Annotated in this window: 25 protein-coding genes; 15 read left to right on the top strand and 10 right to left on the bottom strand. The window is 61.7% G+C overall.

Translation table 11 applies throughout. The features are described from left to right. From D0Y60_RS17150 to D0Y60_RS17135, 4 genes are all read right to left on the bottom strand, one after another. Positions 1-241: ATP-binding cassette domain-containing protein (locus tag D0Y60_RS17150; RefSeq protein WP_147324534.1), on the bottom strand; the 241-nt coding region annotated here is incomplete at its 3' end. A 16-nt stretch (positions 242-257) separates the two neighbouring features. After that, positions 258-1,412 (bottom strand): amino acid ABC transporter permease, encoded by a 1,155-nt coding sequence (locus D0Y60_RS17145; protein ID WP_117371175.1) that lies wholly within the window; start codon positions 1,410-1,412, stop codon positions 258-260. A gap of 1 nt (position 1,413) precedes the next feature. Then, positions 1,414-2,622, bottom strand: a complete 1,209-nt coding sequence (locus D0Y60_RS17140; protein ID WP_117371174.1) for an amino acid ABC transporter permease — start codon at positions 2,620-2,622, stop codon at positions 1,414-1,416. Positions 2,623-2,719: 97 nt separating this feature from the next. Continuing rightward, positions 2,720-3,748 carry an amino acid ABC transporter substrate-binding protein gene (locus tag D0Y60_RS17135; protein ID WP_117371173.1) on the bottom strand — a complete coding sequence of 343 codons (1,029 nt, stop codon included), beginning with the start codon at positions 3,746-3,748 and terminating at the stop codon, positions 2,720-2,722. Positions 3,749-4,102: 354 nt separating this feature from the next. Here D0Y60_RS17135 and D0Y60_RS17130 point away from each other — a divergent pair, with 354 nt between their 5' ends. Next, positions 4,103-5,293, top strand: a complete 1,191-nt coding sequence (locus D0Y60_RS17130) for a cystathionine beta-lyase (RefSeq protein ID WP_117371172.1) — start codon at positions 4,103-4,105, stop codon at positions 5,291-5,293. Between the two features lie 39 nt (positions 5,294-5,332). On the opposite strand, the gene D0Y60_RS17125 is transcribed toward D0Y60_RS17130, so the two are convergent. Both D0Y60_RS17125 and D0Y60_RS17120 read right to left on the bottom strand, forming a co-directional pair. Beyond that, entirely contained in the window at positions 5,333-6,493 is a 1,161-nt protein-coding gene (locus tag D0Y60_RS17125) for an FAD-dependent monooxygenase (RefSeq protein ID WP_117371171.1), read from the bottom strand. A 22-nt stretch (positions 6,494-6,515) separates the two neighbouring features. After that, on the bottom strand, positions 6,516-6,764 hold the full coding sequence (locus tag D0Y60_RS17120; protein WP_117371170.1) for a zinc-finger domain-containing protein: 249 nt from the start codon (positions 6,762-6,764) through the stop codon (positions 6,516-6,518). 215 nt (positions 6,765-6,979) lie between these two features. Between D0Y60_RS17120 and D0Y60_RS17115 the strand changes: the two genes are divergently transcribed. The 9 genes from D0Y60_RS17115 (at position 6,980) to D0Y60_RS17075 (ending at position 15,130) form a co-directional block, all read left to right on the top strand. Continuing rightward, a complete protein-coding gene (locus tag D0Y60_RS17115; RefSeq protein WP_117371169.1) occupies positions 6,980-7,765 on the top strand; it encodes an alpha/beta hydrolase in 786 nt (261 codons plus the stop codon). Between the two features lie 90 nt (positions 7,766-7,855). Then, complete coding sequence (gene cysE / locus D0Y60_RS17110) at positions 7,856-8,689, top strand: serine O-acetyltransferase (protein ID WP_117371168.1); 834 nt, start codon at positions 7,856-7,858, stop codon at positions 8,687-8,689. A 96-nt stretch (positions 8,690-8,785) separates the two neighbouring features. Next, entirely contained in the window at positions 8,786-8,989 is a 204-nt protein-coding gene (locus tag D0Y60_RS17105) for a DUF3126 family protein (protein ID WP_117371167.1), read from the top strand. Between the two features lie 488 nt (positions 8,990-9,477). Beyond that, the gene (locus tag D0Y60_RS17100; RefSeq protein WP_117371166.1) at positions 9,478-9,831 is read left to right on the top strand and encodes a phasin family protein; all 354 of its coding nucleotides are present in this window, start codon (positions 9,478-9,480) and stop codon (positions 9,829-9,831) included. Positions 9,832-10,130: 299 nt separating this feature from the next. Then, complete coding sequence (gene clpS / locus D0Y60_RS17095; protein WP_245409211.1) at positions 10,131-10,460, top strand: ATP-dependent Clp protease adapter ClpS; 330 nt, start codon at positions 10,131-10,133, stop codon at positions 10,458-10,460. 9 nt (positions 10,461-10,469) lie between these two features. Further along, the gene (gene clpA, locus D0Y60_RS17090; RefSeq protein WP_117371164.1) at positions 10,470-12,983 is read left to right on the top strand and encodes an ATP-dependent Clp protease ATP-binding subunit ClpA; all 2,514 of its coding nucleotides are present in this window, start codon (positions 10,470-10,472) and stop codon (positions 12,981-12,983) included. A 71-nt stretch (positions 12,984-13,054) separates the two neighbouring features. Further along, on the top strand, positions 13,055-13,795 hold the full coding sequence (locus tag D0Y60_RS17085) for an AzlC family ABC transporter permease (protein ID WP_117371163.1): 741 nt from the start codon (positions 13,055-13,057) through the stop codon (positions 13,793-13,795). Beyond that, the gene (locus tag D0Y60_RS17080) at positions 13,792-14,133 is read left to right on the top strand and encodes an AzlD domain-containing protein (RefSeq protein WP_117371162.1); all 342 of its coding nucleotides are present in this window, start codon (positions 13,792-13,794) and stop codon (positions 14,131-14,133) included. Before D0Y60_RS17085 ends, D0Y60_RS17080 begins: the two co-directional genes overlap by 4 nt. A gap of 70 nt (positions 14,134-14,203) precedes the next feature. Further along, positions 14,204-15,130, top strand: a complete 927-nt coding sequence (locus tag D0Y60_RS17075; RefSeq protein WP_117371161.1) for a phosphatase PAP2 family protein — start codon at positions 14,204-14,206, stop codon at positions 15,128-15,130. An 11-nt stretch (positions 15,131-15,141) separates the two neighbouring features. Here the strand turns inward: D0Y60_RS17075 and D0Y60_RS17070 are convergent, their stop codons facing one another. Genes D0Y60_RS17070 through D0Y60_RS17055 form a run of 4 tightly spaced genes read right to left on the bottom strand, consistent with a single transcriptional unit; the run spans position 15,142 to position 17,952 of the window. Further along, positions 15,142-15,558 (bottom strand): HIT family protein, encoded by a 417-nt coding sequence (locus D0Y60_RS17070; protein WP_117371160.1) that lies wholly within the window; start codon positions 15,556-15,558, stop codon positions 15,142-15,144. A 15-nt stretch (positions 15,559-15,573) separates the two neighbouring features. Next, positions 15,574-16,758 carry a GNAT family N-acetyltransferase gene (locus D0Y60_RS17065; protein ID WP_117371159.1) on the bottom strand — a complete coding sequence of 395 codons (1,185 nt, stop codon included), beginning with the start codon at positions 16,756-16,758 and terminating at the stop codon, positions 15,574-15,576. A 4-nt stretch (positions 16,759-16,762) separates the two neighbouring features. After that, complete coding sequence (locus D0Y60_RS17060) at positions 16,763-17,488, bottom strand: glycerophosphodiester phosphodiesterase (protein WP_117371158.1); 726 nt, start codon at positions 17,486-17,488, stop codon at positions 16,763-16,765. After that, positions 17,488-17,952 (bottom strand): RidA family protein, encoded by a 465-nt coding sequence (locus D0Y60_RS17055; RefSeq protein ID WP_117371157.1) that lies wholly within the window; start codon positions 17,950-17,952, stop codon positions 17,488-17,490. Before D0Y60_RS17055 ends, D0Y60_RS17060 begins: the two co-directional genes overlap by 1 nt. A gap of 181 nt (positions 17,953-18,133) precedes the next feature. Here D0Y60_RS17055 and D0Y60_RS17050 point away from each other — a divergent pair, with 181 nt between their 5' ends. From D0Y60_RS17050 to frr, 5 genes are all read left to right on the top strand, one after another. Beyond that, positions 18,134-18,961, top strand: a complete 828-nt coding sequence (locus D0Y60_RS17050) for a cell envelope integrity EipB family protein (RefSeq protein ID WP_117371156.1) — start codon at positions 18,134-18,136, stop codon at positions 18,959-18,961. 188 nt (positions 18,962-19,149) lie between these two features. Then, positions 19,150-19,911, top strand: a complete 762-nt coding sequence (gene rpsB, locus D0Y60_RS17045) for a 30S ribosomal protein S2 (protein ID WP_117371155.1) — start codon at positions 19,150-19,152, stop codon at positions 19,909-19,911. Positions 19,912-20,174: 263 nt separating this feature from the next. Continuing rightward, a complete protein-coding gene (tsf, locus tag D0Y60_RS17040) occupies positions 20,175-21,101 on the top strand; it encodes a translation elongation factor Ts (RefSeq protein ID WP_117371154.1) in 927 nt (308 codons plus the stop codon). 187 nt (positions 21,102-21,288) lie between these two features. Further along, positions 21,289-22,011, top strand: a complete 723-nt coding sequence (pyrH, locus tag D0Y60_RS17035; RefSeq protein WP_117371153.1) for a UMP kinase — start codon at positions 21,289-21,291, stop codon at positions 22,009-22,011. Positions 22,012-22,071: 60 nt separating this feature from the next. Then, on the top strand, positions 22,072-22,632 hold the full coding sequence (gene frr / locus D0Y60_RS17030) for a ribosome recycling factor (RefSeq protein ID WP_117371152.1): 561 nt from the start codon (positions 22,072-22,074) through the stop codon (positions 22,630-22,632). Positions 22,633-22,658 lie beyond the last annotated feature (26 nt).

Raw genomic sequence — 22,658 nt, 5'->3', positions numbered from 1 at the left:
CGATACCGTCGACGACGATCGAACCCTTCTGGTGCTCTTCCAGCCGGTTGATGCAGCGGATCATCGTCGACTTGCCGGAGCCCGAGGGTCCGGCGATGACGATGCGCTCGCCCTTCATCACCTTGAGATTGATGTCGCGCAGAACGTGGAAGTCACCGTACCACTTGTTCATGTTGGTGATTTCGACCGCGACATCCGTCGCCGACACCGTCATCTTTTGCGCCTGGGCTTGGTTGGCCATGTGTGTTTCCTCTCACTTATCTCTTGTGGCTCTTGTCGAGGCGGCGTTCGATGAAGGCCGAGTAGCGCGACATGCCGAAGCAGAAAATCCAGAATGTGAAGCCGGCGAAGATCAGGCCCGTCAGCGGCGTGACCGGCGTGATCCAGCCCGAATCCCCAAAGCTCGCCTTCACAATGCCGAGCAGGTCGTACATCGAAATGATCGTGACGAGGGACGTATCCTTGAACATGCCGATGAAGGTGTTCACGATGCCGGGGATCACGAGTTTGATGGCCTGCGGTAGCACGATGAAGGTCATTTTGTGGAAGTAGTTTAGACCAAGAGCATCGGCCGCTTCATATTGTCCTTTCGGAATGGCTTGAAGACCGCCGCGAATGACCTCGGCCATATAGGCGGATGCGAAGATCGACACGCCGATCAGCGCGCGCAGGAACTTGTCGATATTGTTGCCCGGCTCCAGGAAGAGCGGCAGGAGCACACTCGCCATGAACAGAACGGTGATCAGCGGCACGCCACGGATCAGTTCAATGAAGGTGATGCAGGCCGTTTTGAGGATCGGCATGCTGGAACGACGCCCAAGCGCCAGCAGGATACCGGCCGGCAGCGAAACGACGATGCCGACGAAGGACAGGATGAGCGTCACCATCAGGCCGCCCCACAGCGACGTCTCCACATGGCGCAGGCCGAAGACGCCGCCGAGCAGCAGGAAGAAGGAGACGACCGGGAAGACGATGAGGAGCAGCAGCGCGTTCAGCCCCTTGCGCGGCATCTTCGGCATCAGGAAGGGCACGAGCAGCGCCACGAACATGGCAGCGACCAGAAGCGGCCGCCACAGCTCGTCACGCGGATAGGAGCCGAACATGAACTGTACGAAGCGGTCGTTCACATAGGCCCAGCAGGCGCCGTTCCAGCCGGCCGGCAGCTGGCCGCCCTGATCGGTCGTCAGGCAGGCGGTGCGGTCCGCACCGGTCCAGACGGCAGAGATGAACAGCCAGTTGATCAGGCCCGGCAGGAAGTAAACGAGCGCCGCAAGGGCAACGAGCGACAGGACGCTGTCCTTCACCGAAGCGAAGAGGTTCTTGCGGATCCACCCGATAGCCGTCGAATCGGACAGCGGCGGCTTTTCCTGCTCGAGGAACCGGTCGCGGACATAGGTAATGGTCTCGGTCATCTCAGCGCTCCACCAGGGCCATCTTGGCATTGAACCAGTTCATGAACAGCGACGTGATGAGGCTGATCGAGACATAGATCAGCATCCAGATCGAGATGATCTCGATCGACTTGCCGGACTGGTTGAGGATGGTACCGCCGACCGCGACGAGATCGGCATAACCGACGGCCACCGCGAGCGAGGAGTTCTTGATGAGGTTGAGATATTGCGAGGTGAGCGGCGGAATGATGATGCGCAGCGCCTGCGGCAGCACGACGAGGCGGGTTGCCTGGCCGGGGCGCAGACCGAGCGCGTAGGAGGCTTCCGACTGGCCGTGCGAGACGCCGCGGATGCCGGCGCGCACGATTTCGGCGATGAACGAGGCCGTATAGAGCGACAGCGCCAGATAGAGCGCCAGGAATTCAGGGCCTATGACCATGCCGCCCTTCATGTTGAAGGAGCCCGGCACCGCGTAATCCAGCGTCAGGGGCTGGCCCATGACAATGAAGACGGCAAGCGGCAGCAGCACGACGAGAGCGAGATTGATCCAGAGAACCGGCGGGCGCTGGCCCGTGGCGCGCTGGCGGGCATTCGCCCAGATCGTGAACACGATGGCCGCGACGATGCCGATCAGCAGGGCGACGAGCACGACGCCAAAACCTTCACCGAAAACCGGGGCGGGCATGTAGATGCCGCGGTTGGAGATGAAGAACACCGCGTTCGGATCTTCCTTGAGATTCTGGAAGATCGTGCGGATGGAGGGCAGAAGGGCGAGAACGCCGAGATACCAGAAGAAGATGACGAGCAGCGGCGGGATGTTGCGGAAGATTTCCACATAGATCGTGCAGAGGCGCGCGATCAGCCAGTTGTGCGACAGGCGCCCGACGCCGACCAGCAGACCGACGATCGTCGCGGTGACGATGCCGGCGGCGGCGACCACGAGCGTGTTCAAAAGGCCGACCTGCAGCGCCCGGAAATAGGTCGAGTCGCTTGAATAGGGAATCAGTGCCTGCGCAAGGTCGAAACCGGCGCGGCTGTTCAGGAAGCCGAAGCCCGCCGTCATGTTGGCGCGGGCGAGGTTCTGGACGACGTTGTTCCAGGCGTACCAGACGGCGCCGATGATCACGACGAGCGTGACGACCTGATAGACGACGCTTCGGAGCGCCGGATTGTAAAGAAGCGATACCTTCGGCGGTTCGCCGGACCCTGTTCGGGCATCCGCAAGAGCCATGCATTTCCCCTGACGTTGGTTCGCCCTGTTTTCCGGGCGTTTGTTTTAAAGGGGAGGGCGTTTATGCGCCCTCCCGATCGTCACGTCTGATCGCAGCTTAGCGGATCGGCGGCGCGTACTGCAGGCCACCTTTGGTCCACTGAGCGTTCAGGCCACGGGCGATCTTGAGCGGGGAGCCTTCGCCGACATTGCGATCGAAGGATTCGCCGTAGTTGCCGACGGCCTTGATGATCTGCACGGCCCAGTCCTTCGGCAGGCCGAGGTCGGCACCGATGGTGCTGTCAGCTTCTTCGCCGAGGAAGCGCTTGATATCCGGGTTGGCGGACTTCTTCATCTCTTCGACATTCGCGGTGGTGATGCCGAATTCTTCGGCGGCGACCATCGCATAGTGCGACCAAGTCACGATATCGAACCACTTGGAGTCGTTCTGGCGAACGGCCGGGCCGAGCGGCTCCTTGGAGATGATTTCCGGCAGGACCATATGGTCGTCCGGATTGGCCATCTTCAGGCGGATCGAATAGAGGCCCGAAGCGTCGGTCGTGTACGCGTCGCAACGGCCGGCATTGTAGGCGGCGTCTGCTTCATCCTGCGCTTCGAAGACGACCGGCTTGAAGTCCATGTTGTTGGAGCGGAAGTAGTCGGCAAGGTTCAGTTCCGTCGTCGTGCCGGACTGCACGCAGACCGATGCGCCGGAGAGTTCGAGCGCCGACTTCACGCCGAGCTCCTTCTTCACCATGAAGCCCTGGCCGTCATAGTAGTTCACAGCGCGGAAATCGAAGCCGAGCTGCGAATCGCGGCTGACGCTCCAGGTGGTGTTGCGGGCCAGAAGGTCGATTTCACCCGACTGCAGGGCCGGGAAGCGGTCCTTGGCGGAAAGGGGGGTGAACTTCACCTTGGTGGCATCGCCGAAGACGGCAGCGGCCACGGCCTTGCAAAGATCGATGTCGAGACCGGCCCAGTTACCGGCCGAATCCTGCGCGCCGAAACCGGCGAGGTTCGAACCGTTCACGCCGCACTGCACGAACCCCTTGGCCTTCACGTCAGAGAGCGTATCTGCCTGAGCAGCCGTTGCGCCAAGCCCCAGCACGGCAGCGCCAACGAGCGCTGTCACGATTTTTTTTGCCATTTTTTCACAACCTTTTTCTGTTGTCTTTGTTTTGTCCGCTGGTCACGCGTTGAAATCAGCACGTTGCGGAACTCGCCACCCTCCCGGCGCGAGGTTGCTTATCTCATGCTCAAATTTTCGCAGGGTCAAGTGATCGGGCTTATTTTCCAGTCAGTAAGCGAAATTTGTCGATGTTTGGCGGGAATTTGGGCAGAAAAATAGGGATATGTGCAGTAAATCGCTCAAAATATCCGCGTAATTAACACTTGAAGCGCTTTGGGCGCATGTCATGGAGACAAGTTGGGGCTTGACCCGCCCGTGTGCCTATCCAAGAGTCTTTCGCTTACATCCCTCGAATTTCCTCCGGACTGATCCATGAAAAACAGAGACGAAATCCTCGCCGGCGCCGGCGCTAACACCCGCCTTGCCCATGCCGGAAACGATCCAGCTGAGTATCATGGTTTCGTCAACCCGCCGGTCGTGCATGCCTCGACGGTGCTTTTCCCGAATGCCGCGACGATGGAAAGCAGGGCGCAGAAATACACCTATGGCACGCGCGGCACGCCGACGACGGATGCGCTTTGTGCGGCGATCGACGAGCTTGAAGGCTCTGCCGGAACCATTCTCGTGCCGTCGGGTCTAGCCGCCGTAACGGTACCGTTTCTGGCCTATCTCTCGTCCGGCGACCATGCGCTGATCGTGGATTCCGTCTATCACCCGACGCGGCATTTCTGCGACACGATGCTGAAGCGGCTCGGCGTAACCGTCGAATATTACGACCCGATGATCGGCGCGGGTATCGAGGCCCTGATCAAGCTGAACACCAAGCTGGTGCACACGGAAGCGCCGGGCTCCAACACGTTCGAAATGCAGGACATCCCGGCGACTGCCGCTGCCGCGCACAAGCACGGCGCCGTCGTCACCATGGACAACACCTGGGCGACGCCGCTCTATTTCAAGCCGCTCGATTTTGGCGTCGACGTCTCCATTCATGCAGCGACAAAGTATCCGGCCGGCCATTCCGACGTGCTGTTCGGCACCGTCTCCGCCAATGCCGCCCATTGGGAGCAACTGCACGACACGCAGATCACCCTCGGCACCTGCGCATCGCCGGACGATGCCTATCAGGTGCTGCGCGGTCTGCGCACCATGGGCGTGCGGCTGGAGCGGCATCAGGAAAGCGCGCTGGAGCTGGCGCGCTGGCTGGAAGGTATCGAGGACGTGTCGCGCGTGCTGCATCCGGCCCTGCCGAGTTTTCCGGGCCACGATCTCTGGAAGCGCGACTTCAAGGGCTCGAGCGGCATCTTCTCCATCGTGCTCGACGGCGGCGCGCCGGAGCGCCACAAGGCCAAGGCCCATGCGTTCCTCGATGCCCTCGGCATCTTCGGCCTCGGCTATTCCTGGGGCGGTTTCGAGTGCCTTGCAGTGCATGTGAACCTCAACGACCGCCGCGTCGCCAAGGGGCCGGAAGAAGGTCCGGTGCTGCGCCTGCAGATCGGCCTCGAGGACGTCAAGGATATCAAGGCGGATATCGAGCGCGGGCTGGCCGCGGCGCGCGCCGCCTGACACGAAAATTACCCTCATCCGGTTTGCCGGGTGAGGGGTTCAATCCGGCGTGCGGTAGCCGTAAAGCCAGTCCAGATCGCCAGCGAGCTGTTCCGGCTTGCGCAGCGAAAGCACGAGGTTGCGGGCAAGCGCCACCGGGCCGCGGGCGTGATAGGCGAAGCGGTTGAAAGCGCCGCGGCTGCGGACTTTTTCGACGCGTTCGCGGCGTTCCTTTTCGAACCGGCGCAAGGCCGGTCCGATCTCGCTGGTGCCGGCGAGGCGGTTTGCCAGCAGGGCCGCATCCTCGATCGCCATGGCGGCGCCCTGGGCCGCGAAGGGCGTCATGGCATGGGCGGCGTCGCCGATCAGCACGATGCCTTTTCCATCCGTCCAGGCACCGTCGGCGCAGCCGAACAGGGGCCATGCCATAGGGCTTTGCGCCTCCGCGATGAGGCGGCGGATGCCCGTGTGCCAGCCGGCAAAGGCCTCCTGAAGACGGCCACGTGTCAAGGCATCGCCCTTGCGCGTCCAGCCTTCCGGAGGCGCATCGGCCTGCGCATGGATGGCGACGATGTTGAAGGCCTGCATCTCCGCCAGCGGATAGGCGACGAGATGCGCATGCGGGCCGAGAAAGGCCGTCACGGTGCGCGGATTGAGGAAGGCCGGTGCCAGGCCGTAGGGCACGAGGAAGCGCCAGGCAATGTTGCCGGAATAGCGGGCGGGCAGGGCGCCCGGCACGGCCTGGCGCAGGCGCGACCAGACGCCGTCGGCGGCAACGAGCAAATCGGCCGGCGCAACGGCGCGGGCTGCTTCAACGCTTTCGATTCGCGCCCCCGTCGTCAGCGTGCAGAACGGGTTTTGCCTGACGGCATCGATGAGCACGGTCTGGAGCGACGCCCGGTGCAGGACGCCATAGGGCGAGCCCCAGCGGCTGCGGGCCGCCTGGCCGGCGGGAACGGAAGCGAGTGGAGACAGCGTCTGTCCCGAGGCGAGCAGGATATGATCCGGCTCGTTCCAGCGGGCGCTCAACGCGTCGATGAGGCCGAGATCGGCGAGGATGCGCGAGGCGTTTGGCGAGAGCTGAAGGCCGGCGCCGACCTCTTCGAGGGCGGGGGCCTGCTCAAGGATATGGGAAGAGATGCCCTTGCGGGCGAGCGCAAGGGCTGTCGTCAGGCCGGCAATGCCGGCGCCGACGATGGTCGCGGAGGTTAAAGAAGACATGATGGTGCGGCCCTTTGGGCCGTCACGCCGCCGCCTGGTTGGTGAAGGTGCAGCCAGCAGGTTCCGTCTGCGTGGCCTTCAGGCTGGCATTGTAGCGGTAGAGCGTTGAGCAGTAGGGGCAGACCTTTTCGTTGTCGTCGCCCATGTCGAGGAAGACATGCGGGTGGTCGTAGGGCACCGAGGCGCCGACGCACATGAATTCCTTCACGCCGATCTCGATGACACCATGGCCGCCGTCGTTCTGGAAATGGGGAATGCTGTGCCCAGCCATGTCATGCTCCGTGGAAGTCCGTTTTCTGGCGCGGACCATAGTCGCCTTCCGGTGAAATGTGTAGATGCAAAACCGTCGCGGACCCCAATGATTGAAATTGGTATCGATTTCAATCATCGGCGACTAAACATGAGACAGATTTCCGTGCCGCTGCCGTTTTCTCCGCGGGCAAAGGGCAGTATGAGCAGGGTCGAGAAAACGAAAGACGGCCTGCGATGAACCTTGATCCCCCGCCCTTTTCCCGTTTCACCCATGAGGGCCTGGAGCTCGCTTTTTTCGACGAGGGCGACCCGTCGGGCGATCCGGTGCTGATGATCCACGGCTTTGCCTCCAGTGCCAATGTCAACTGGGTGTTTCCCGGCTGGCTGAAGACGCTGGGCGATGCGGGCTACCGCGTCATCGCGCTCGACAATCGCGGCCACGGCGCCAGTGACAAGCCGCACGATCCGGCGCTCTATACGCCGCCGCTGATGGCGGGTGATGCGGCAGCCCTGCTCGACCATCTCGGCATCCCCGAAGCCCATGTCTTCGGCTATTCGATGGGCGCGCGCATCACTGCCTTCATGGCGCTGGCCCATCCGCACCGCGTGCGCTCCGTCGTCTTCGGCGGGCTCGGCATCGGCATGGTGGAAGGTGTGGGCGACTGGGATCCGATCGCGGATGCGCTGCTCGCACCCTCGCTCGATGTCGTGACCCATGAGCGCGGCCGCATGTTCCGCGCCTTCGCGGAACAGACGAAATCCGACCGCCAGGCGCTTGCCGCCTGCATCATGACCTCGCGGGATTTGCTGACCGTCGAGGACATGGGCCGTATCGACGTGCCGGCTTTGATCGGCGTCGGCACGAAGGACGACATTGCCGGCAATCCGCAGGATCTCGCCGCGCTGATGCCGGATGCACGCGCGCTCGATATTCCCGGCCGCGACCACATGCTTGCCGTCGGCGACAAGGTTTTTAAGCGTGCTGTGCTGGATTTCTATGCGGAGATTGGCGCGCGCTGAGACCCCGTTTACGACAAAGCGCGTCCGGCCATTCCGCTCGGGCGCGCTTTGCTTTATATAGGGTCCTGTAGATGATGAAGGAGTGCGGCGATGGTCGCGACGAATGAACTTAGGGCCGGTGACAAGCTCAAGGCCATGGATCCGATCTGGGACAGCCTGCGCGAGGAAGCCCGCGTTGCCGCCCAGGCCGAGCCGCTGCTGGCGGCCTTTCTCTATTCGACGGTGCTGAACCACCGCTCGCTGGAAGAAAGCGTGATCCATCGCGTCTGTGAGCGCCTCGATCATCCGGACCTTCAGGCCAATCTCCTGCATCAGATTTTTGACGAAATGCTTGAAGACTGGCCGGAATGGGGCAGCATCCTGCGCGTCGATATCCAGGCCGTCTACGACCGCGACCCAGCATGCCTGCGGTTCCTGGATGCCGTGCTCTATTTCAAGGGGTTCCACGCCATCCAGACGCACCGCGTCGCGCACTGGCTCTATACCAGCGGCCGGCGCGATCTCGCGCTCTATCTGCAGAGCCGTTCCTCCAGCGTGTTCCAGACGGATATCAACCCGGCGGCCCATATCGGCAAGGGGATCTTCCTCGATCACGCGACAGGCCTTGTTGTCGGCGAGACCGCCTCCATCGGCGACAACGTCTCGATCCTGCATAACGTGACGCTCGGTGGCACCGGCAAGGAGGGTGGCGATCGTCATCCGAAGATCGGCGACGGCGTGATGATTGGTGCTGGCGCGAAAATCCTCGGCAACATCCATATCGGCCATTGCTCGCGCATTGCCGCGGGCTCCGTCGTACTCAAGCCGGTCCCGCCGAAATCGACGGTGGCCGGTGTGCCGGCCAAGGTCGTCGGAGAGGCGGGCTGCAACGAGCCGTCGCGCGCCATGGACCAGCTGCTGGCGGCCTTCGACTACGATCTCTGAGGCGGAAAAGTCGACACGCATCGGACTTCGAGGGTTTACAGGCTCCGGAGCAGGTGCGAGAAGCGCGGCACATCAAATCATTGACGGAGACATGTCGTGAAGCCGGAAGAAATCAGGAAGCTCGAGGCCTACTTCAAGCGGAACATCAACAAGGAGATCGTCATCAAGGCGCGTCCGCGCAAGGATGAATCGGCCGAGGTCTATCTTGCTGATGAATTCCTGGGCGTCGTGTTCCGCGACGACGAGGACGGCGAGCTCTCCTACAATTTCTCCATGGCGATCCTCGACATCGATCTGTGATCCCCGGGTATTGCTCGAATTTAAAGAGCCCGGCCGACTTTGGCGCCGGGCTTCTTCGTGTCTGGCGCCCACTTCTGCTCGTGGCTCGTCATTCTCCTCCGTCATCCTCGGGCTTGACCCGAGGATCCACACCTCCGCACCGCCTCGCTTGTGGCATGGATCCTCGGGTCAAGCCCGAGGATGACGTGGAGGGAGGGGCGGGCGATGGTGGCAGCCTCTTAGCGTCACCACCCAGCGGGGACAAATATACAACAGGAGAGGTGAGGCCTGCTGTCCGCCTAAAAGCCGCAATTCACCCAAGCTGTTCTGGTTCCGACGCCGATTATTATTGTTTTGCGACAGCTTGGCTTTTCGCAACGCCAATAATCATACCTATCGCCCAAGATGTTGCTTTGGCTAAAAAATATTGCGTCGCACCATTTCGTTGACTTTTTTGTGCATTGCATATAGATTTCGGACCATACCACCGGGATCCAAAGGAGACTTCGATGTTCAATTTCGACGATGCAAACAAGAAGGGCAAGGAAGCCGTGGACACGTTCGTGAAGAGCTACACGACGGCTGCTCAGGGCTGGCAGGCCATCGCCACCGAGACCGCCGACTTCTCCAAGAAGTCCTTTGAAAACGGCCTTGCTCACTTCGAAAAGCTGTCCGGCGTCAAGAGCGTCGAAGCTGCCGTCGAACTCCAGACCGCCTTCGTGAAATCCTCCTATGAAGGTTTCGTCGCCGAAGCCACGAAGCTCAGCGAAATGTACGCCGACCTCGCCAAGGGCGCCTACAAGCCCTACGAAGCACCGGTTGCCAAAGCCACCGCTGCTGCCAAGTCGGCCGTCGCCGCCTAAGGTTTCAGCAGAGCATACGCGTATAACGTTTATCGGCCGGCCGCGGGCAACCGCGGCCGGCCGATTTGCGTTTCGGAGGTTGCGCGGGGCTGACGCAACGGCAGCAAATTTCGCTATTTCCTTCGGACAGCCGGCGATTATGATTGCAGTGCGAAGCAGGGGTCTTACAATCTTGTGACGAAACATTAGATAACAGGTCCAAAGGCTACCTCAGCCGAACGACGCGCCACGAAGGAAGCGGCCGTAAAAGGACTCGTAATCAGGGAATGACCACGAAAATGACTGTGAGACGGGTCACAATGCAGGACGGTGATGAGGGCGGCGGCACTCCCGGTCGCAGCACCTCCGTCATCACCCGCACGAAGCCTAAGACGAAGAAGCCGAGCCTGTACCGCGTGCTGCTTCTCAATGACGACTATACGCCCATGGAATTCGTGATCCACATTCTGGAGCGTTTCTTCCAGAAAGACCGCGAAGCGGCCACACGGGTCATGTTGCATGTGCACAATCATGGCGTAGGCGAGTGTGGCGTGTTTACCTACGAGGTTGCCGAAACCAAAGTGACACAGGTGATGGATTTCTCCCGCCAGCACCAGCATCCGCTGCAATGTGTCATGGAAAAGAAATGAGGAACGACCGTGCCGACATTTTCTGCAAGCCTTGAAAAGGCGCTCCATCAGGCACTGACCTATGCGAACGAGCGCCACCACGAATATGCAACGCTGGAACACCTGCTTCTTGCGCTGATCGACGATGGCGACGCCGCCGCCGTGATGGGCGCGTGCAACGTCAATCTCGACGTGCTGCGCAAGACCGTCACCGACTACGTCGATCATGACCTCGCCAATCTGGTGACGGGCTATGAGGAGGATTCCAAACCGACCTCCGGTTTCCAACGCGTCATCCAGCGCGCGGTCATCCATGTCCAGTCTTCCGGCCGCGAGGAAGTGACCGGCGCCAATGTGCTCGTCGCGATCTTCGCCGAGCGCGAGAGCCATGCCGCCTATTTCCTGCAGGAGCAGGAGATGACGCGCTATGACGCCGTCAACTTCATCTCGCACGGCATCGGCAAGCGGCCGGGCTCCTCCGAAGAGCGCAAGGTGCGCGGCGCCGAGGAAACCGAAAACGAGCAGAAGCAGACGCGCGGCGCAGGCTCCGAGCAGGAAGAGCCTGCCAAGAAGCAGGATGCCCTGACCGCCTATTGTGTCAACCTCAATGAGAAGGCCCGCAACGGCAAGATCGACCCGCTGATCGGCCGCCATGCCGAGGTGAACCGCACGATTCAGGTTTTGTGCCGCCGCTCCAAGAACAACCCGCTTTACGTGGGCGATCCCGGTGTGGGCAAGACGGCGATTGCCGAAGGTCTCGCCAAGCGCATCATCGAAGGCAAGGTGCCGGAAGCGCTGGCAGACGCCACGATCTTCTCGCTCGACATGGGCACGCTGCTTGCCGGCACGCGTTATCGCGGTGACTTCGAAGAGCGGCTGAAGCAGGTCGTCAAGGAACTTGAGGACTATCCGGGTGCGGTGCTGTTCATCGACGAGATCCACACGGTCATCGGCGCCGGCGCCACTTCTGGCGGCGCGATGGATGCGTCCAACCTTCTGAAGCCGGCGCTGTCTTCCGGCGCGATCCGCTGCATCGGCTCGACGACCTACAAGGAGTATCGCCAGTTCTTCGAGAAAGACCGGGCACTCGTCCGCCGCTTCCAGAAGATCGACGTCAACGAGCCGACCATCGATGACACGATCGAGATCATGAAGGGCCTCAAACCCTACTTCGAAGAGTATCACAAGCTGAAATACTCCAACGAAGCGATCAAGACCGCCGTCGAACTGTCGGCACGCTACATCAACGACCGCAAGCTGCCGGACAAGGCGATCGACGTGATCGACGAGACCGGTGCGGCCCAGATGCTGCTGCCCGCCGGCAAGCGTCGCAAGCTGATCACTGAAAAGGAGATCGAGGCGACGATCGCCACCATGGCCCGCATCCCGGCCAAGACCGTTTCCAAGGACGACGAGCAGGTGCTCTCCAACCTGGAGAAGGAACTGCGCTCGGTGGTCTATGGTCAGGATCTGGCGATCGAAGCGCTGGCATCGGCCATCAAACTTGCCCGTGCGGGCCTGCGCGAACCGAACAAGCCGATCGGCAGCTACCTGTTCTCCGGCCCCACGGGCGTCGGTAAGACGGAAGTCGCCAAGCAGCTTGCCGCCTCGCTCGGCGTGGAACTGCTGCGCTTCGACATGTCGGAATACATGGAGCGGCACACGGTTTCGCGTCTGCTCGGCGCACCTCCCGGCTATGTCGGCTTCGACCAGGGCGGCCTGTTGACCGACGGCGTCGACCAGCATCCGCATTGCGTGCTGCTGCTCGACGAAATCGAGAAGGCGCATCCGGACCTCTACAACATCCTGTTGCAGGTCATGGATCACGGCTCGCTGACCGACCATAACGGCAAGAAGATCGACTTCCGCAACGTCATCCTGATCATGACGACCAATGCGGGCGCATCCGATATGGCCAAGGCCGCCATCGGCTTCGGCTCGTCGAAGCGCGAAGGCGAGGACATGGAGGCGATCAACCGCCTGTTCACGCCGGAATTCCGCAACCGTCTCGATGCGATCATCCCGTTCGGCTCGCTGCCGACGCCGGTCATCCATCAGGTCGTGCAGAAGTTCGTCATGCAGCTGGAAACCCAGCTTGCCGAGCGCAACGTCACCTTCGACCTGCAGCAGGACGCCATCGCCTGGCTGGCCGAGAAGGGTTACGACGAGAAGATGGGCGCCCGTCCGCTGGCGCGCGTCATCCAGGAAAATATCAAGAAGAAGCTCGCCGACGAAATCCTCTTCGGCAAGCTCAAGAAGGGCGGTGTCGTTCGCGTCTCCGTCGGCACCAAGGAAGACGGCTCGAAGGGTCTGATTCTCGACGCAGTGCCGGAAACCGCGCCGATCAAGCCGAAAGCCGAAGTGGAAGAGGCTGCCGCCAAGAAGGCCAAGCCGCGCAAGGCCAAGGAAACCGTCGCCGCCGAAGCGGCACCCGCTAAGGCCAAGTCGTCCAAGAAGGCGGCGGAAGCCAAGGCTGAGGAACCGAAGGGCGAGCCGCCGCGCAAATCGTCAAGCGCGGTTCCGAAGGTGCCACGCAAGAAATAACGGCTTTACAAATGATACAGGCCGGGCAGGAAACTGCCCGGCTTTCTTTTTGCCGATGATCCGAGATATCGATGACTGCCGAGACTGCGCCAGACCACCATTCCCAGACACACTGGTTCCTTGTCGGCATGCGCGGATTGTTCAGCCTGCCCGCGATCATTCTTATGCTCTCCTTCGTCGGCTTCGCCGCCTTCACGGCCGAGGCGAAGATTCCGGTCGGGCAGGTGATGTTCATGACTGGTATAGTCTGGGCATTGCCCGCGAAAGTTATCCTCGTCGGCTCCATGCTGTCGGGTGCCCATATCGCGACGGCGTTCCTGGCCGTGACGCTTTCCTCCGTGCGCATGATGCCGATGGTGGCGGCACTGATCCCGGAGATCCGCACCAGCCGCACGCCGACCTGGCTCCTGCTCATCGTCTCGCATTTCGTCGCGATCACCGCCTGGGTTTTCGCCATGGAGCATGTGCGCGACGTGCCACGCAGCGGCCGAGTCGCCTTCTTCGCCGGCTTCGGCATGACGCTGACCACGGTCAACATCCTGTTGGTCGGCCTCGTCTATGGCGCCGTCTCTGAGTTCCCACCCATCGTCTCCGGCTGCCTGTTCTTCCTGACACCGGTCTATTTTCTTGCCTCGATCTGGGTTTCCGCGCGTCATCGCGTGATTTACTGGGCGCTCGGCATCGGCCTTGCGCTCGGCTGGCTCTTCGCGGTGATCGCTCCCGAATATGACATCCTGCTCGCAGGCATCATCGGCGGCACGCTGGCTTGGTGGGTCGAGCGGATGTTGCGGCGGAAGGAGGCCGCACGATGAGTTTCGACGGTCCTTGGCCCTATATCTACATCGCCATTGCCGGCTGGCTCGCCACCGATTTCTGGCGCTGGTCCGGCGTCATCGCGGGCAATCGGATCGATGAAAAGTCCGAAGTGCTGAACTGGGTGAGGGCCGTTGCCACCGCGCTGGTGGCGGCCGTCATCGCCAAGTTGATCGTCTATCCGACCGGTGTTCTCGAAGCCTCTCCGCTCTGGCTGCGGCTGGGTGCAGTAGCTGTCGGGGCCGCGGCATTCTTCGCGGTCGGGCGCAGACCTGTCATTGGCATTGGCACCTCGATCGCCACCCTCGCTCTCGGCCTTCATATGCTCGGTTTTTGAGCCTATCCGCCTGTATTTATCCAAATTTTAAAACACATTCGATAGAGACGGACCGATCAAGGAGACCGGTATGCTGTTTCTTCCTGCGGAGCGACTGATCCTGTTGCTGACGGTGATCCTGCTGGCGCTATCGGCGCCGCTGATCGCCGTCAAGGGTGTGGCGGTCGATGTCGGTGCCTACGCCGTGCTGATTTTAGGCGGTCTCGCCATGGTCGGCCTCGGGCAATATTACCGGCGCGTGCGCTCGGATGAGAAGATTGCCACTTCTGTGACAGCAACGGGTGTGTTCATCCTGTTCACACTGGCCGGGTCTGTCTTCAACTATATGCTGCTGCCCGTCTTCTTCACGCCGATTGATCCGCTGCTGGTGCGGCTCGATGCAGCTGTGGGCTTCGACTGGCCGGTTTTTATCACTTGGGTTTCGGGTTTTCCGTTTTTCGGCTCGGTTCTTCAGGTCGTCTATTTCAGTTCGCTGCCGCAGATGGCAGTCATCATTCTGGCGCTCGGCTTGTTTGCCGACAGCGTACAGCTGCAGCGCTTCATGCTGACAGGCGTCCTCGGCGCGCTGCTGGCGGTCCTCTTCTGGTCGTTTTTCCCGTCCTTCGGCACATCGACCGTATACGACCTGCCGGCCGATCTCCTTGCGCGCATGCCAATGGCAGCCGATCCCGCCTATGGCCGCGAACTGGTCCGCCTGAGCCGCGAGGGCGTGACGGCGCTGTCACCGCACAATGTTCTGGGCCTTATCGCTTTTCCGTCGTTTCACACCATCATGGCTTGCATGTCGGTGGTCTTTCTGGCGCGGGTGCGGTTTCTGGCGATCCCGGCCGTCATCATCAACCTGTTGATGGTACCCGCCATTCTGGTTCAAGGCGGACACCATCTGATGGATGTGTTCGGCGGGATTGCCGTGTTCTACTTATCCTATGTCCTGTCGGGGCAGATCCTACGCCGACATGCCGCGCCGGCCCTGGAGCGTCGCGCCGCCGCCGCATAGGGCGACAAGGCTCAAAGTGCGTCGCGCAGTTTCTGCGCATTGGCCGCGAGCACGCCTTGATCCTCCATCGTGCCGGAATGTGGCTTGAGCGGCAGGCCCTCGATACGTGGGATGACGTGGAAATGCAGGTGGTAGACGGTCTGGCCGGCGGCCGGCTCGTTGAACTGGATGACTGTCACGCCATCGGCCTCGAAGGCTTCCTTGGCCGCAACGGCGACCTTCTGCACGACGGGCAGCAGGCGGGCCAGCGTTTCCGGATCGGCATCAAGGATATTGCGCGACGGGGTTTTGGGGATGACGAGCGTGTGGCCGTTCGCCTGCGGCATGACATCCATGAAGGCGACGGTGTGCTCGTCTTCATAGACGCGGTGCGAGGGGATTTCGCCGCGCAGGATTTTTGCGAAAATGTTGTTGGTGTCGTAGCTCATGCTCGTCTCCCGGTCTTATTCTGTCTCGTTGTTGTGTTCGCCGCGGCGGAAGGGTCCGTGCTCGGCCAGATAGTCGCCCATCATCTCCACATCCTTGCGCTCGCGCTCGAGATAGTCGGCGACGGCGCGGCGCAGGCCCGCATGGGTGATGTAGTGGGCGGAATGGGTTGTTGTCGGCAGGTAGCCGCGCGCCAGCTTGTGCTCGCCCTGTGCGCCGGCTTCGACGCGCTTCAGGCCCCTGGCGATCGCGAAATCGATGGCCTGGTGGTAGCAGACCTCGAAATGCAGGAAGGGATGATCTTCGATGCAGCCCCAGTGGCGGCCGTAGAGCGTATCGCCGCCGATGAAATTGATCGCGCCGGCGATATAGCGACCGTCGCGCCTGGCCATGACGAGCAGGATGTCGTCGGCCATGCGTTCGCCGATCAGGCTGTAGAATTCCCGGTTGAGATAGGGACGGCCCCATTTGCGGCTGCCGGTGTCAATATAGAAGGTGAAGAACTGGTCCCAGATCGCCTCGGTCAGGTCCCCGCCGGTCAGCCAGTCGATCTCGATGCCGTGTTCCAGTGCAGCGCGGCGCTCCTTCTTCAGCGCCTTGCGTTTGCGCGACGCCAGCGTCTGCAGAAAGTCATCGTGCGAGCCATAGCCTCCGTTGATGAAATGGAACTGCTGGTCGGTGCGGTGCAGATAGCCGGCCGCCTCGAAAACCGGGATTTCCGCCTCGGGCACGAAGGTGACATGGGCGGAGGAGACGCCGTGGCGCTTGGCGAGTTCCTTCAGGCCGCCGGCAAGCGCCGCCTGCGTCTCGATGACCGGCTGATCGGCCCGGTAAAGCAGGCGCGGGCCGGTGGCTGGCGTGAAGGGAATGGAGGCCTGCAGCTTCGGATAATAGCTGCCACCGGCGCGCTCGAAGGCATCGGCCCAGCCGTGGTCGAAGACATATTCGCCCTGGCTGTGGTTTTTCAGATAGGCGGGCAGGGCGCCGATGAGGGCGCCCTCGTCATTCTCCAGAAGCATGTGCTGACCGAGCCAGCCGGTATCGGCCGTGGCGCAGCCCGATTCTTCCAGCGACGACAGGAAGGCATGGCTGACGAAGGGATTGTAGGGCGCTTGCGCATCCGCCCTGGAGGCGCCGGCAAGGCACCCCCAGTCTTCGGCCGAAATATTGGCAAAGCTCGTTTCGACGCGGATGCGCACCATCACCTCAGGCCGTCAGGGCTTCGCGCGGGTCGAAGCCTTCAAAGGTCATCTGGTCCGCGTTGAGCGCCGTGATCGTGCGCGCCTCGTCGTCGCGCACGGTCCAGGTGATGACCTGCTTGCCGAGGTCGCGCTGGCGGCTGATGAAGGCGTTCGGCAGGTGGCCGTAGTAGTAGGAGATGAAATCGAGACCGTACTGCATCGCCTCCTCATGCACGGCAAAATTCTCCGGCCGTGCGCCTTCCGCCGTCAGGCCGACCGGGCGTGTGGTGCCGAGCCCCTTAAGGTCCTTCAGCAGCCATGTGTCGAAGCTCATCAGGGCGATGGGGCCTTCATAGTTCTCGATCGTATCGAGCACGGCCATGGCGAAGCCGTCGTCGTCGCTCTTGCGGCCCTTAAGCTCCAGGACGAGCGGCACGCGGCCCTTCACGAGGTCGAGCAGCTGGCGCAGCGTCGGCACCTTGTCGGCCGTGCCGCCGATGGTCAGCAGGCCGAGCTCGGCGGCGGTACGTTGGCGCACGTCGCCCTCAATGCCGCAGAGGCGCTTCAGGTCGTCGTCATGGAAGACGACCGGAATGGCATCGGCGGCATATTGCAAATCGCATTCGATGGCAAAGCCGGCCTCGACGGCGCGGGAAAAGGCCGAGAGCGTGTTTTCCCAAACGGCCCGGTTAAGATCATGATAGCCGCGATGCGCGATCGGACGCTCGGTCAGCCAGTTGAATTTGTGCATCAGGCGATTTCCATGATGGCGTCGATTTCAACGGCCGCGTTGAGCGGCAGGGCGGCCATGCCGACGGCGGCGCGGGCGTGCTTGCCGGCTTCGCCGAGCGCACCGACGAGGAAGTTCGAGGCGCCGTTGAGGACGAGGTGCTGCTCGACGAAATCGGGCGTGGAGGCGACGAAGCCATTGATCTTGATGATGCGCTTGATGCGCGAGAGGTCACCGAGCGCCGCCTTTGCCTGGGCGAGCAGGCCGAGCGCGCAGAGTTCGGCAGCTTTCTGGGCGCCGGGGACGTCGACATCCTTTCCGACATGGCCGGTGACTGCGAGCTTGCCATCAAGCATGGGGAGCTGGCCGGAAATGTGGAGCACGTTGCCGCTGATGACGAAGGGCACATAGTTGGCCGCAGGTGCTGCCGCCACCGGAATGTCGTAGCCCAGTTCCTTGACGCGTTTTTCGATTTCAGCGGACATTGCGGTCTCCATTCTTGATCGCCGGCTTGTTACATAGGGACGGCGCGCTGCGGCTGTGACGGGCATTGCATCGCGGGACCGCGGCAATGTTGGAAATGAATGTGGCATCGCGTGGATATTGCCTCGCTTTTGCCGAAAGAGTTCATATAACATCGCGCTCGACTTCAACAGGAGGAAACGGATGTTTCGTTCAGCCTTTGTCGCGGCCGCCACGGCCGGGGCATGCCTCGCCGGCAGCGGCGTGACCAGCGCTTTTGCCAACCCGGCGAGCGGGCTTGCGCCGCACCGCGCCGTCTACGACCTCCAGCTCAAGGACGCCACGGAACGTTCCGGTATCGCAGGCATGTATGGCCGCATGGTCTATGAGTTCAACGGTAGCCCCTGCGACGGCTACACGGTGAGTTTCCGCTTCGTCACGCAGGTCAATACAGGCGAGGAGACGCGCCTCACCGACCAGCAGACCACGACCTACGAGGACCTGAAGAGCCGCAGCTTCCGCTTTTTGACCCGCTCTTTCACCGACGAGAAGCTGGACAAGGAAGTGCGCGGCACGGCACGCGATGACAAGACAGGTGTCAGCGTCGATCTGACAGCGCCGGATGCGCGCAAGCTTGAACTGGCGGAAAGCCGTTTTCCGACTGAACACATGCTTGAGGTGATCGAGCACGCCAAGAAGGGCGACCGCTTCTTCGAATCACGCCTCTATGACGGCTCGGACGCGGGCGACAAGACGCTGATGACGACTTCCGTCGTCGGCAAGAAGGAAATGCCGAAGGCGGGTGACCCCGATGCCGACAAGGCGGGAAAATTCGCCAAGCAGGCCTTCTGGCCGGTGTCCATCGCTTACTATAACGACACCAATGACGGCGACGCGCTGCCGGTCTATCGCATGGCCTTCAAGCTCTACGAGAACGGCGTCACGCGAGATCTCACCATGGATTACGGTGAGTTCGTGCTGACCGGCAAGCTAGCCAAGCTCGAGATGTTCAAGCCGCAGGAATGCAAGTAGGCGCGGCGTTCTGTGCGTTTTTTACCGTGCGGCCCTTGATTTTCCGGGAAACGAGGGGTAAAGGGCCGCTCATTCCACACGTGAGGCATGGGATTGTCCGGGAGAAATCCGGATCGTTCCGCCCGGTGGCATTTCCCAGGAAGTGCTGTTCGCCTTGCGGAGGTTCAACCGGAAAAGGATAACTAGGCATGGCATTGCCCGATTTCTCTATGCGCCAGCTTCTCGAAGCCGGCATCCACTTCGGCCACCAGACGCACCGCTGGAACCCGAAGATGAAGCCGTACATCTTCGGCGATCGCAACAACGTTCACATCATCGACCTGGCCCAGACCGTTCCGATGCTGTCGCGCGCCCTTCAGGTCGTGTCCGACACCGTTGCCGGTGGTGGCCGCGTTCTGTTCGTTGGCACGAAGCGTCAGGCTTCCGACATCATCGCTGACGCTGCCAAGCGTTCGGCCCAGTACTACGTCAACGCCCGCTGGCTCGGCGGCATGCTGACGAACTGGAAGACCATCTCCAACTCGATCCAGCGCCTGCGCAAGCTCGACGAGATCCTCGCTTCGGAAGGCTCCGGCTATTCGAAGAAGGAACGCCTGAACCTTGAGCGCGAACGCGAAAAGCTTGAGAAGGCTCTCGGCGGTATCCGCGACATGGGCGGCACGCCGGACCTGATGTTCATCATCGACACCAACAAGGAATCGATCGCGATCGAAGAAGCCAAGCGTCTTGGCATTCCGGTCGTCGCCGTCATCGACTCGAACTGCGATCCGGACCCGATCGACTTCCCGATCCCCGGCAACGACGACGCTTCGCGCGCCATCGCCCTCTACTGCGATCTGATCGCCCGCGCCGCCATCGACGGCATCGCGCGCCAGCAGGGCGCTTCGGGTCGTGACCTCGGCGCCTCGGCTGAAGTTCCGGTCGAGCCGGCTCTCGAAGCCGAAGCGTAAGGCAAAGGTCGGAGCGACACTTTCGCTCCTTCTTTCCTGTTCAACCGAGGCCAGAGAGACGATCCCTGGCCTCGGCTTGTTTAAAGGTCCTGCTTTTCGATGACCCCACGGTCAGTTTATCTGGTCCGCTAGGGCCGCGGTTTCAAACGGCAGGCCAGCGGTGATCTTCATCACCCTGTCACATTTCCGGGTACATTCGTTCCCAAAACCTTGAGTTCGCCGCGGTTTTCCGGCGGCACGCAACAACCGACAAGAGGCTCACAATGGCTGAAATCACCGCTGCACTGGTGAAGGAACTGCGCGAAAAGTCCGGCGCAGGCATGATGGACTGCAAGAAGGCGCTGGCTGAAAACGACGGCGACATCGAAGCAGCGATCGACTGGCTGCGCGCCAAGGGCATCGCCAAGGCCGACAAGAAGTCGGGCCGCACGGCTGCCGAAGGCCTCATCGGCATCGCCAGCGCCGGCACCAAGGCCGTCGTCGTCGAAGTCAACTCGGAAACCGACTTCGTTGCCCGTAACGACGCCTTCCAGTCTATGGTTCGCGGCGTTGCCGACGTGGCACTCACCACCGACGGCACCGTTGACGCCGTAGGTGCTGCCATCTACCCGGCGACCGGCAAGACCGTTACCGACACGATCAAGGACGCCGTTGCCACCATCGGCGAAAACATGAACCTGCGCCGCTCGGTTGCGCTGTCTGTCGAAGACGGCGTCGTCGCGACCTACATCCACAACGCTGCCGCTGACCGCCTCGGCAAGCTCGGCGTTCTCGTCGCGCTGAAGTCGACCGGCGATAAGGAAGCGCTCAACGCCATCGGCCGCCAGGTTGCCATGCACGTTGCTGCAACGGCGCCGCTCGCCATCCGCGCCGAAGAAGTCGACGCCGCTGTCGCCGAGCGCGAACGCAACGTCTTCATCGAGCAGTCGCGCGCTTCCGGCAAGCCGGATGCCATCATCGAGAAGATGGTCGAAGGCCGCATGCGCAAGTTCTTCGAAGAAGTCGCCCTGCTGTCGCAGGCCTTCGTCATGAACCCCGACCTCACGGTCGGCGCTGCCGTCAAGGAAGCTGAAAAGACCGTCGGCGCGCCGATCGAAGTCGTCGGCATGGCCCGCCTCCTGCTCGGCGAAGGCGTCGAGAAGGAAGAGTCGGACTTCGCCGCCGAAGTCGCAGCCGTCGCCAAGGGCTGATTTTATTTATCCCGTTTGGGAAAACCGGAGGGCGCCGCGTGACAACGTGGCGCCCTTCGTGTATCCGGCTTGCCGATATGCCTGCCCCGAAATTTCTCTGCGGCCATGGCTGCCCCTTGCGCAATCGCCCCGGTTGCCGCCCGGGCGGCCGGATCGGGTGAGCAGGCGCACGAGTTCAGGAGCGACAATGACGGCCAATCCAATCTATAAACGTGTTCTGCTGAAATGCTCCGGTGAGGCCCTGATGGGGTCGCAGGGCTTCGGCATCGATGTCGCTGTTGCCGACCGTATCGCTTCCGATATCGCCGAAGCCCGCGCCATGGGCGTTGAAGTCGGCGTCGTCGTCGGCGGCGGCAACATCTTCCGCGGCGTGGCCGTGGCTTCCAAGGGCGGCGATCGCGTCACCGGCGACCACATGGGCATGCTTGCGACCGTCATCAACGCACTGGCGCTCGCGACCTCGCTGCGCAAGCTCGACATCGATACGGTCGTACTCTCGGCCATCGCCATGCCGGAAATCTGCGAGAGCTTCTCGCAGCGCGCGACGCTCTATCATCTGTCTCTCGGCCGCGTAGTGATCTTCGCCGGCGGCACGGGCAACCCGTTCTTCACGACCGATAGCGCTGCGGCTCTCCGCGCCGCCGAAATGGGCGCGGAAGCGATCTTCAAGGGTACGCAGGTCGATGGCATCTATTCCGCCGATCCGAAGAAGGATCCGACGGCGACCCGCTTCGACCGCCTGACGCATAGCGAAGTACTCGAAAAGGGCCTTGCCGTCATGGACGTCGCCGCCGTCGCGCTGGCGCGTGAAAACCACATCCCGATCATCGTCTTCTCCATCCATGAAAAGGGCGGTTTCGCCGAAATATTGACCGGTGGCGGGCGCGGGACCATCGTAACCGACAACTGATTCTGAGTCGGCGCACGCGTCATAGGTGCAGCCGTTCTGTGAGAAAATAGGAGTATTCCGATGAGTGAAGGTATCGACCTGAAGGAACTGAAGCGTCGCATGGATGGCGCGATCACCGCATACAAGAACGACATCGCGTCGCTGCGCACCGGCCGTGCCTCGGCCAACGTGCTCGATCCGGTGCAGGTCGAAGCCTATGGTTCGCGCGTGCCGCTCAACCAGGTCGCCAACATCTCGGTTCCCGAGCCGCGCATGCTGTCGGTTTCCGTTTGGGACAAGGGCATGGTCGGCGCCGTCGAGCGCGGCATCCGCGAATCGAATCTCGGCCTTAACCCGATCATCGACGGCCAGAACCTGCGCATTCCGCTGCCGGAACTCAACGAGGAGCGCCGCAAGTCACTCGTCAAGGTCGCCCATGACTATGCCGAAAAGGCCAAGGTCGCGATCCGCCACGTTCGCCGTGACGGTATGGATGACCTTAAGAAAGCCGAAAAGGATGGCGATATCGGTCAGGACCTGAGCCGCGCCCAATCCGAAAAGGTGCAGAAGATGACGGACGAGACGATTTTGGACGTCGATCGCTTGCTTGCCGAGAAGGAAAAGGAAATCATGCAGGTTTAAGGCCTTCGCCACCTGTATTTTTTCTC

The organism is Shinella sp. WSJ-2 (assembly GCF_003432075.1).
Taxonomy (GTDB): domain Bacteria; phylum Pseudomonadota; class Alphaproteobacteria; order Rhizobiales; family Rhizobiaceae; genus Shinella.
Note: the sequence above shows the minus strand (reverse complement) of the source record. Positions and strands in the feature narration are given on the sequence as shown.

What these genes read in the sequence shown, in the direction of transcription:
- D0Y60_RS17130 (WP_117371172.1), top strand. Translation starts at nt 4,103, where the DNA reads ATGAAAAACAGAGACGAAATCCTCGCCGGCGCCGGCGCTAACACCCGC.
- D0Y60_RS17085 (WP_117371163.1), top strand. Translation starts at nt 13,055, where the DNA reads ATGACTGCCGAGACTGCGCCAGACCACCATTCCCAGACACACTGGTTC.
- D0Y60_RS17120 (WP_117371170.1), bottom strand. Translation starts at nt 6,764, where the DNA reads ATGGCTGGGCACAGCATTCCCCATTTCCAGAACGACGGCGGCCATGGT.
- D0Y60_RS17075 (WP_117371161.1), top strand. Translation starts at nt 14,204, where the DNA reads ATGCTGTTTCTTCCTGCGGAGCGACTGATCCTGTTGCTGACGGTGATC.
- D0Y60_RS17100 (WP_117371166.1), top strand. Translation starts at nt 9,478, where the DNA reads ATGTTCAATTTCGACGATGCAAACAAGAAGGGCAAGGAAGCCGTGGAC.
- D0Y60_RS17050 (WP_117371156.1), top strand. Translation starts at nt 18,134, where the DNA reads ATGTTTCGTTCAGCCTTTGTCGCGGCCGCCACGGCCGGGGCATGCCTC.
- D0Y60_RS17065 (WP_117371159.1), bottom strand. Translation starts at nt 16,758, where the DNA reads ATGGTGCGCATCCGCGTCGAAACGAGCTTTGCCAATATTTCGGCCGAA.
- D0Y60_RS17135 (WP_117371173.1), bottom strand. Translation starts at nt 3,748, where the DNA reads ATGGCAAAAAAAATCGTGACAGCGCTCGTTGGCGCTGCCGTGCTGGGG.
- D0Y60_RS17060 (WP_117371158.1), bottom strand. Translation starts at nt 17,488, where the DNA reads ATGCACAAATTCAACTGGCTGACCGAGCGTCCGATCGCGCATCGCGGC.
- D0Y60_RS17070 (WP_117371160.1), bottom strand. Translation starts at nt 15,558, where the DNA reads ATGAGCTACGACACCAACAACATTTTCGCAAAAATCCTGCGCGGCGAA.
- D0Y60_RS17080 (WP_117371162.1), top strand. Translation starts at nt 13,792, where the DNA reads ATGAGTTTCGACGGTCCTTGGCCCTATATCTACATCGCCATTGCCGGC.
- D0Y60_RS17125 (WP_117371171.1), bottom strand. Translation starts at nt 6,493, where the DNA reads ATGTCTTCTTTAACCTCCGCGACCATCGTCGGCGCCGGCATTGCCGGC.
- clpS (WP_245409211.1), top strand. Translation starts at nt 10,131, where the DNA reads ATGCAGGACGGTGATGAGGGCGGCGGCACTCCCGGTCGCAGCACCTCC.
- D0Y60_RS17140 (WP_117371174.1), bottom strand. Translation starts at nt 2,622, where the DNA reads ATGGCTCTTGCGGATGCCCGAACAGGGTCCGGCGAACCGCCGAAGGTA.
- D0Y60_RS17055 (WP_117371157.1), bottom strand. Translation starts at nt 17,952, where the DNA reads ATGTCCGCTGAAATCGAAAAACGCGTCAAGGAACTGGGCTACGACATT.
- D0Y60_RS17145 (WP_117371175.1), bottom strand. Translation starts at nt 1,412, where the DNA reads ATGACCGAGACCATTACCTATGTCCGCGACCGGTTCCTCGAGCAGGAA.
- tsf (WP_117371154.1), top strand. Translation starts at nt 20,175, where the DNA reads ATGGCTGAAATCACCGCTGCACTGGTGAAGGAACTGCGCGAAAAGTCC.
- cysE (WP_117371168.1), top strand. Translation starts at nt 7,856, where the DNA reads ATGGTCGCGACGAATGAACTTAGGGCCGGTGACAAGCTCAAGGCCATG.
- rpsB (WP_117371155.1), top strand. Translation starts at nt 19,150, where the DNA reads ATGGCATTGCCCGATTTCTCTATGCGCCAGCTTCTCGAAGCCGGCATC.
- pyrH (WP_117371153.1), top strand. Translation starts at nt 21,289, where the DNA reads ATGACGGCCAATCCAATCTATAAACGTGTTCTGCTGAAATGCTCCGGT.
- frr (WP_117371152.1), top strand. Translation starts at nt 22,072, where the DNA reads ATGAGTGAAGGTATCGACCTGAAGGAACTGAAGCGTCGCATGGATGGC.
- D0Y60_RS17115 (WP_117371169.1), top strand. Translation starts at nt 6,980, where the DNA reads ATGAACCTTGATCCCCCGCCCTTTTCCCGTTTCACCCATGAGGGCCTG.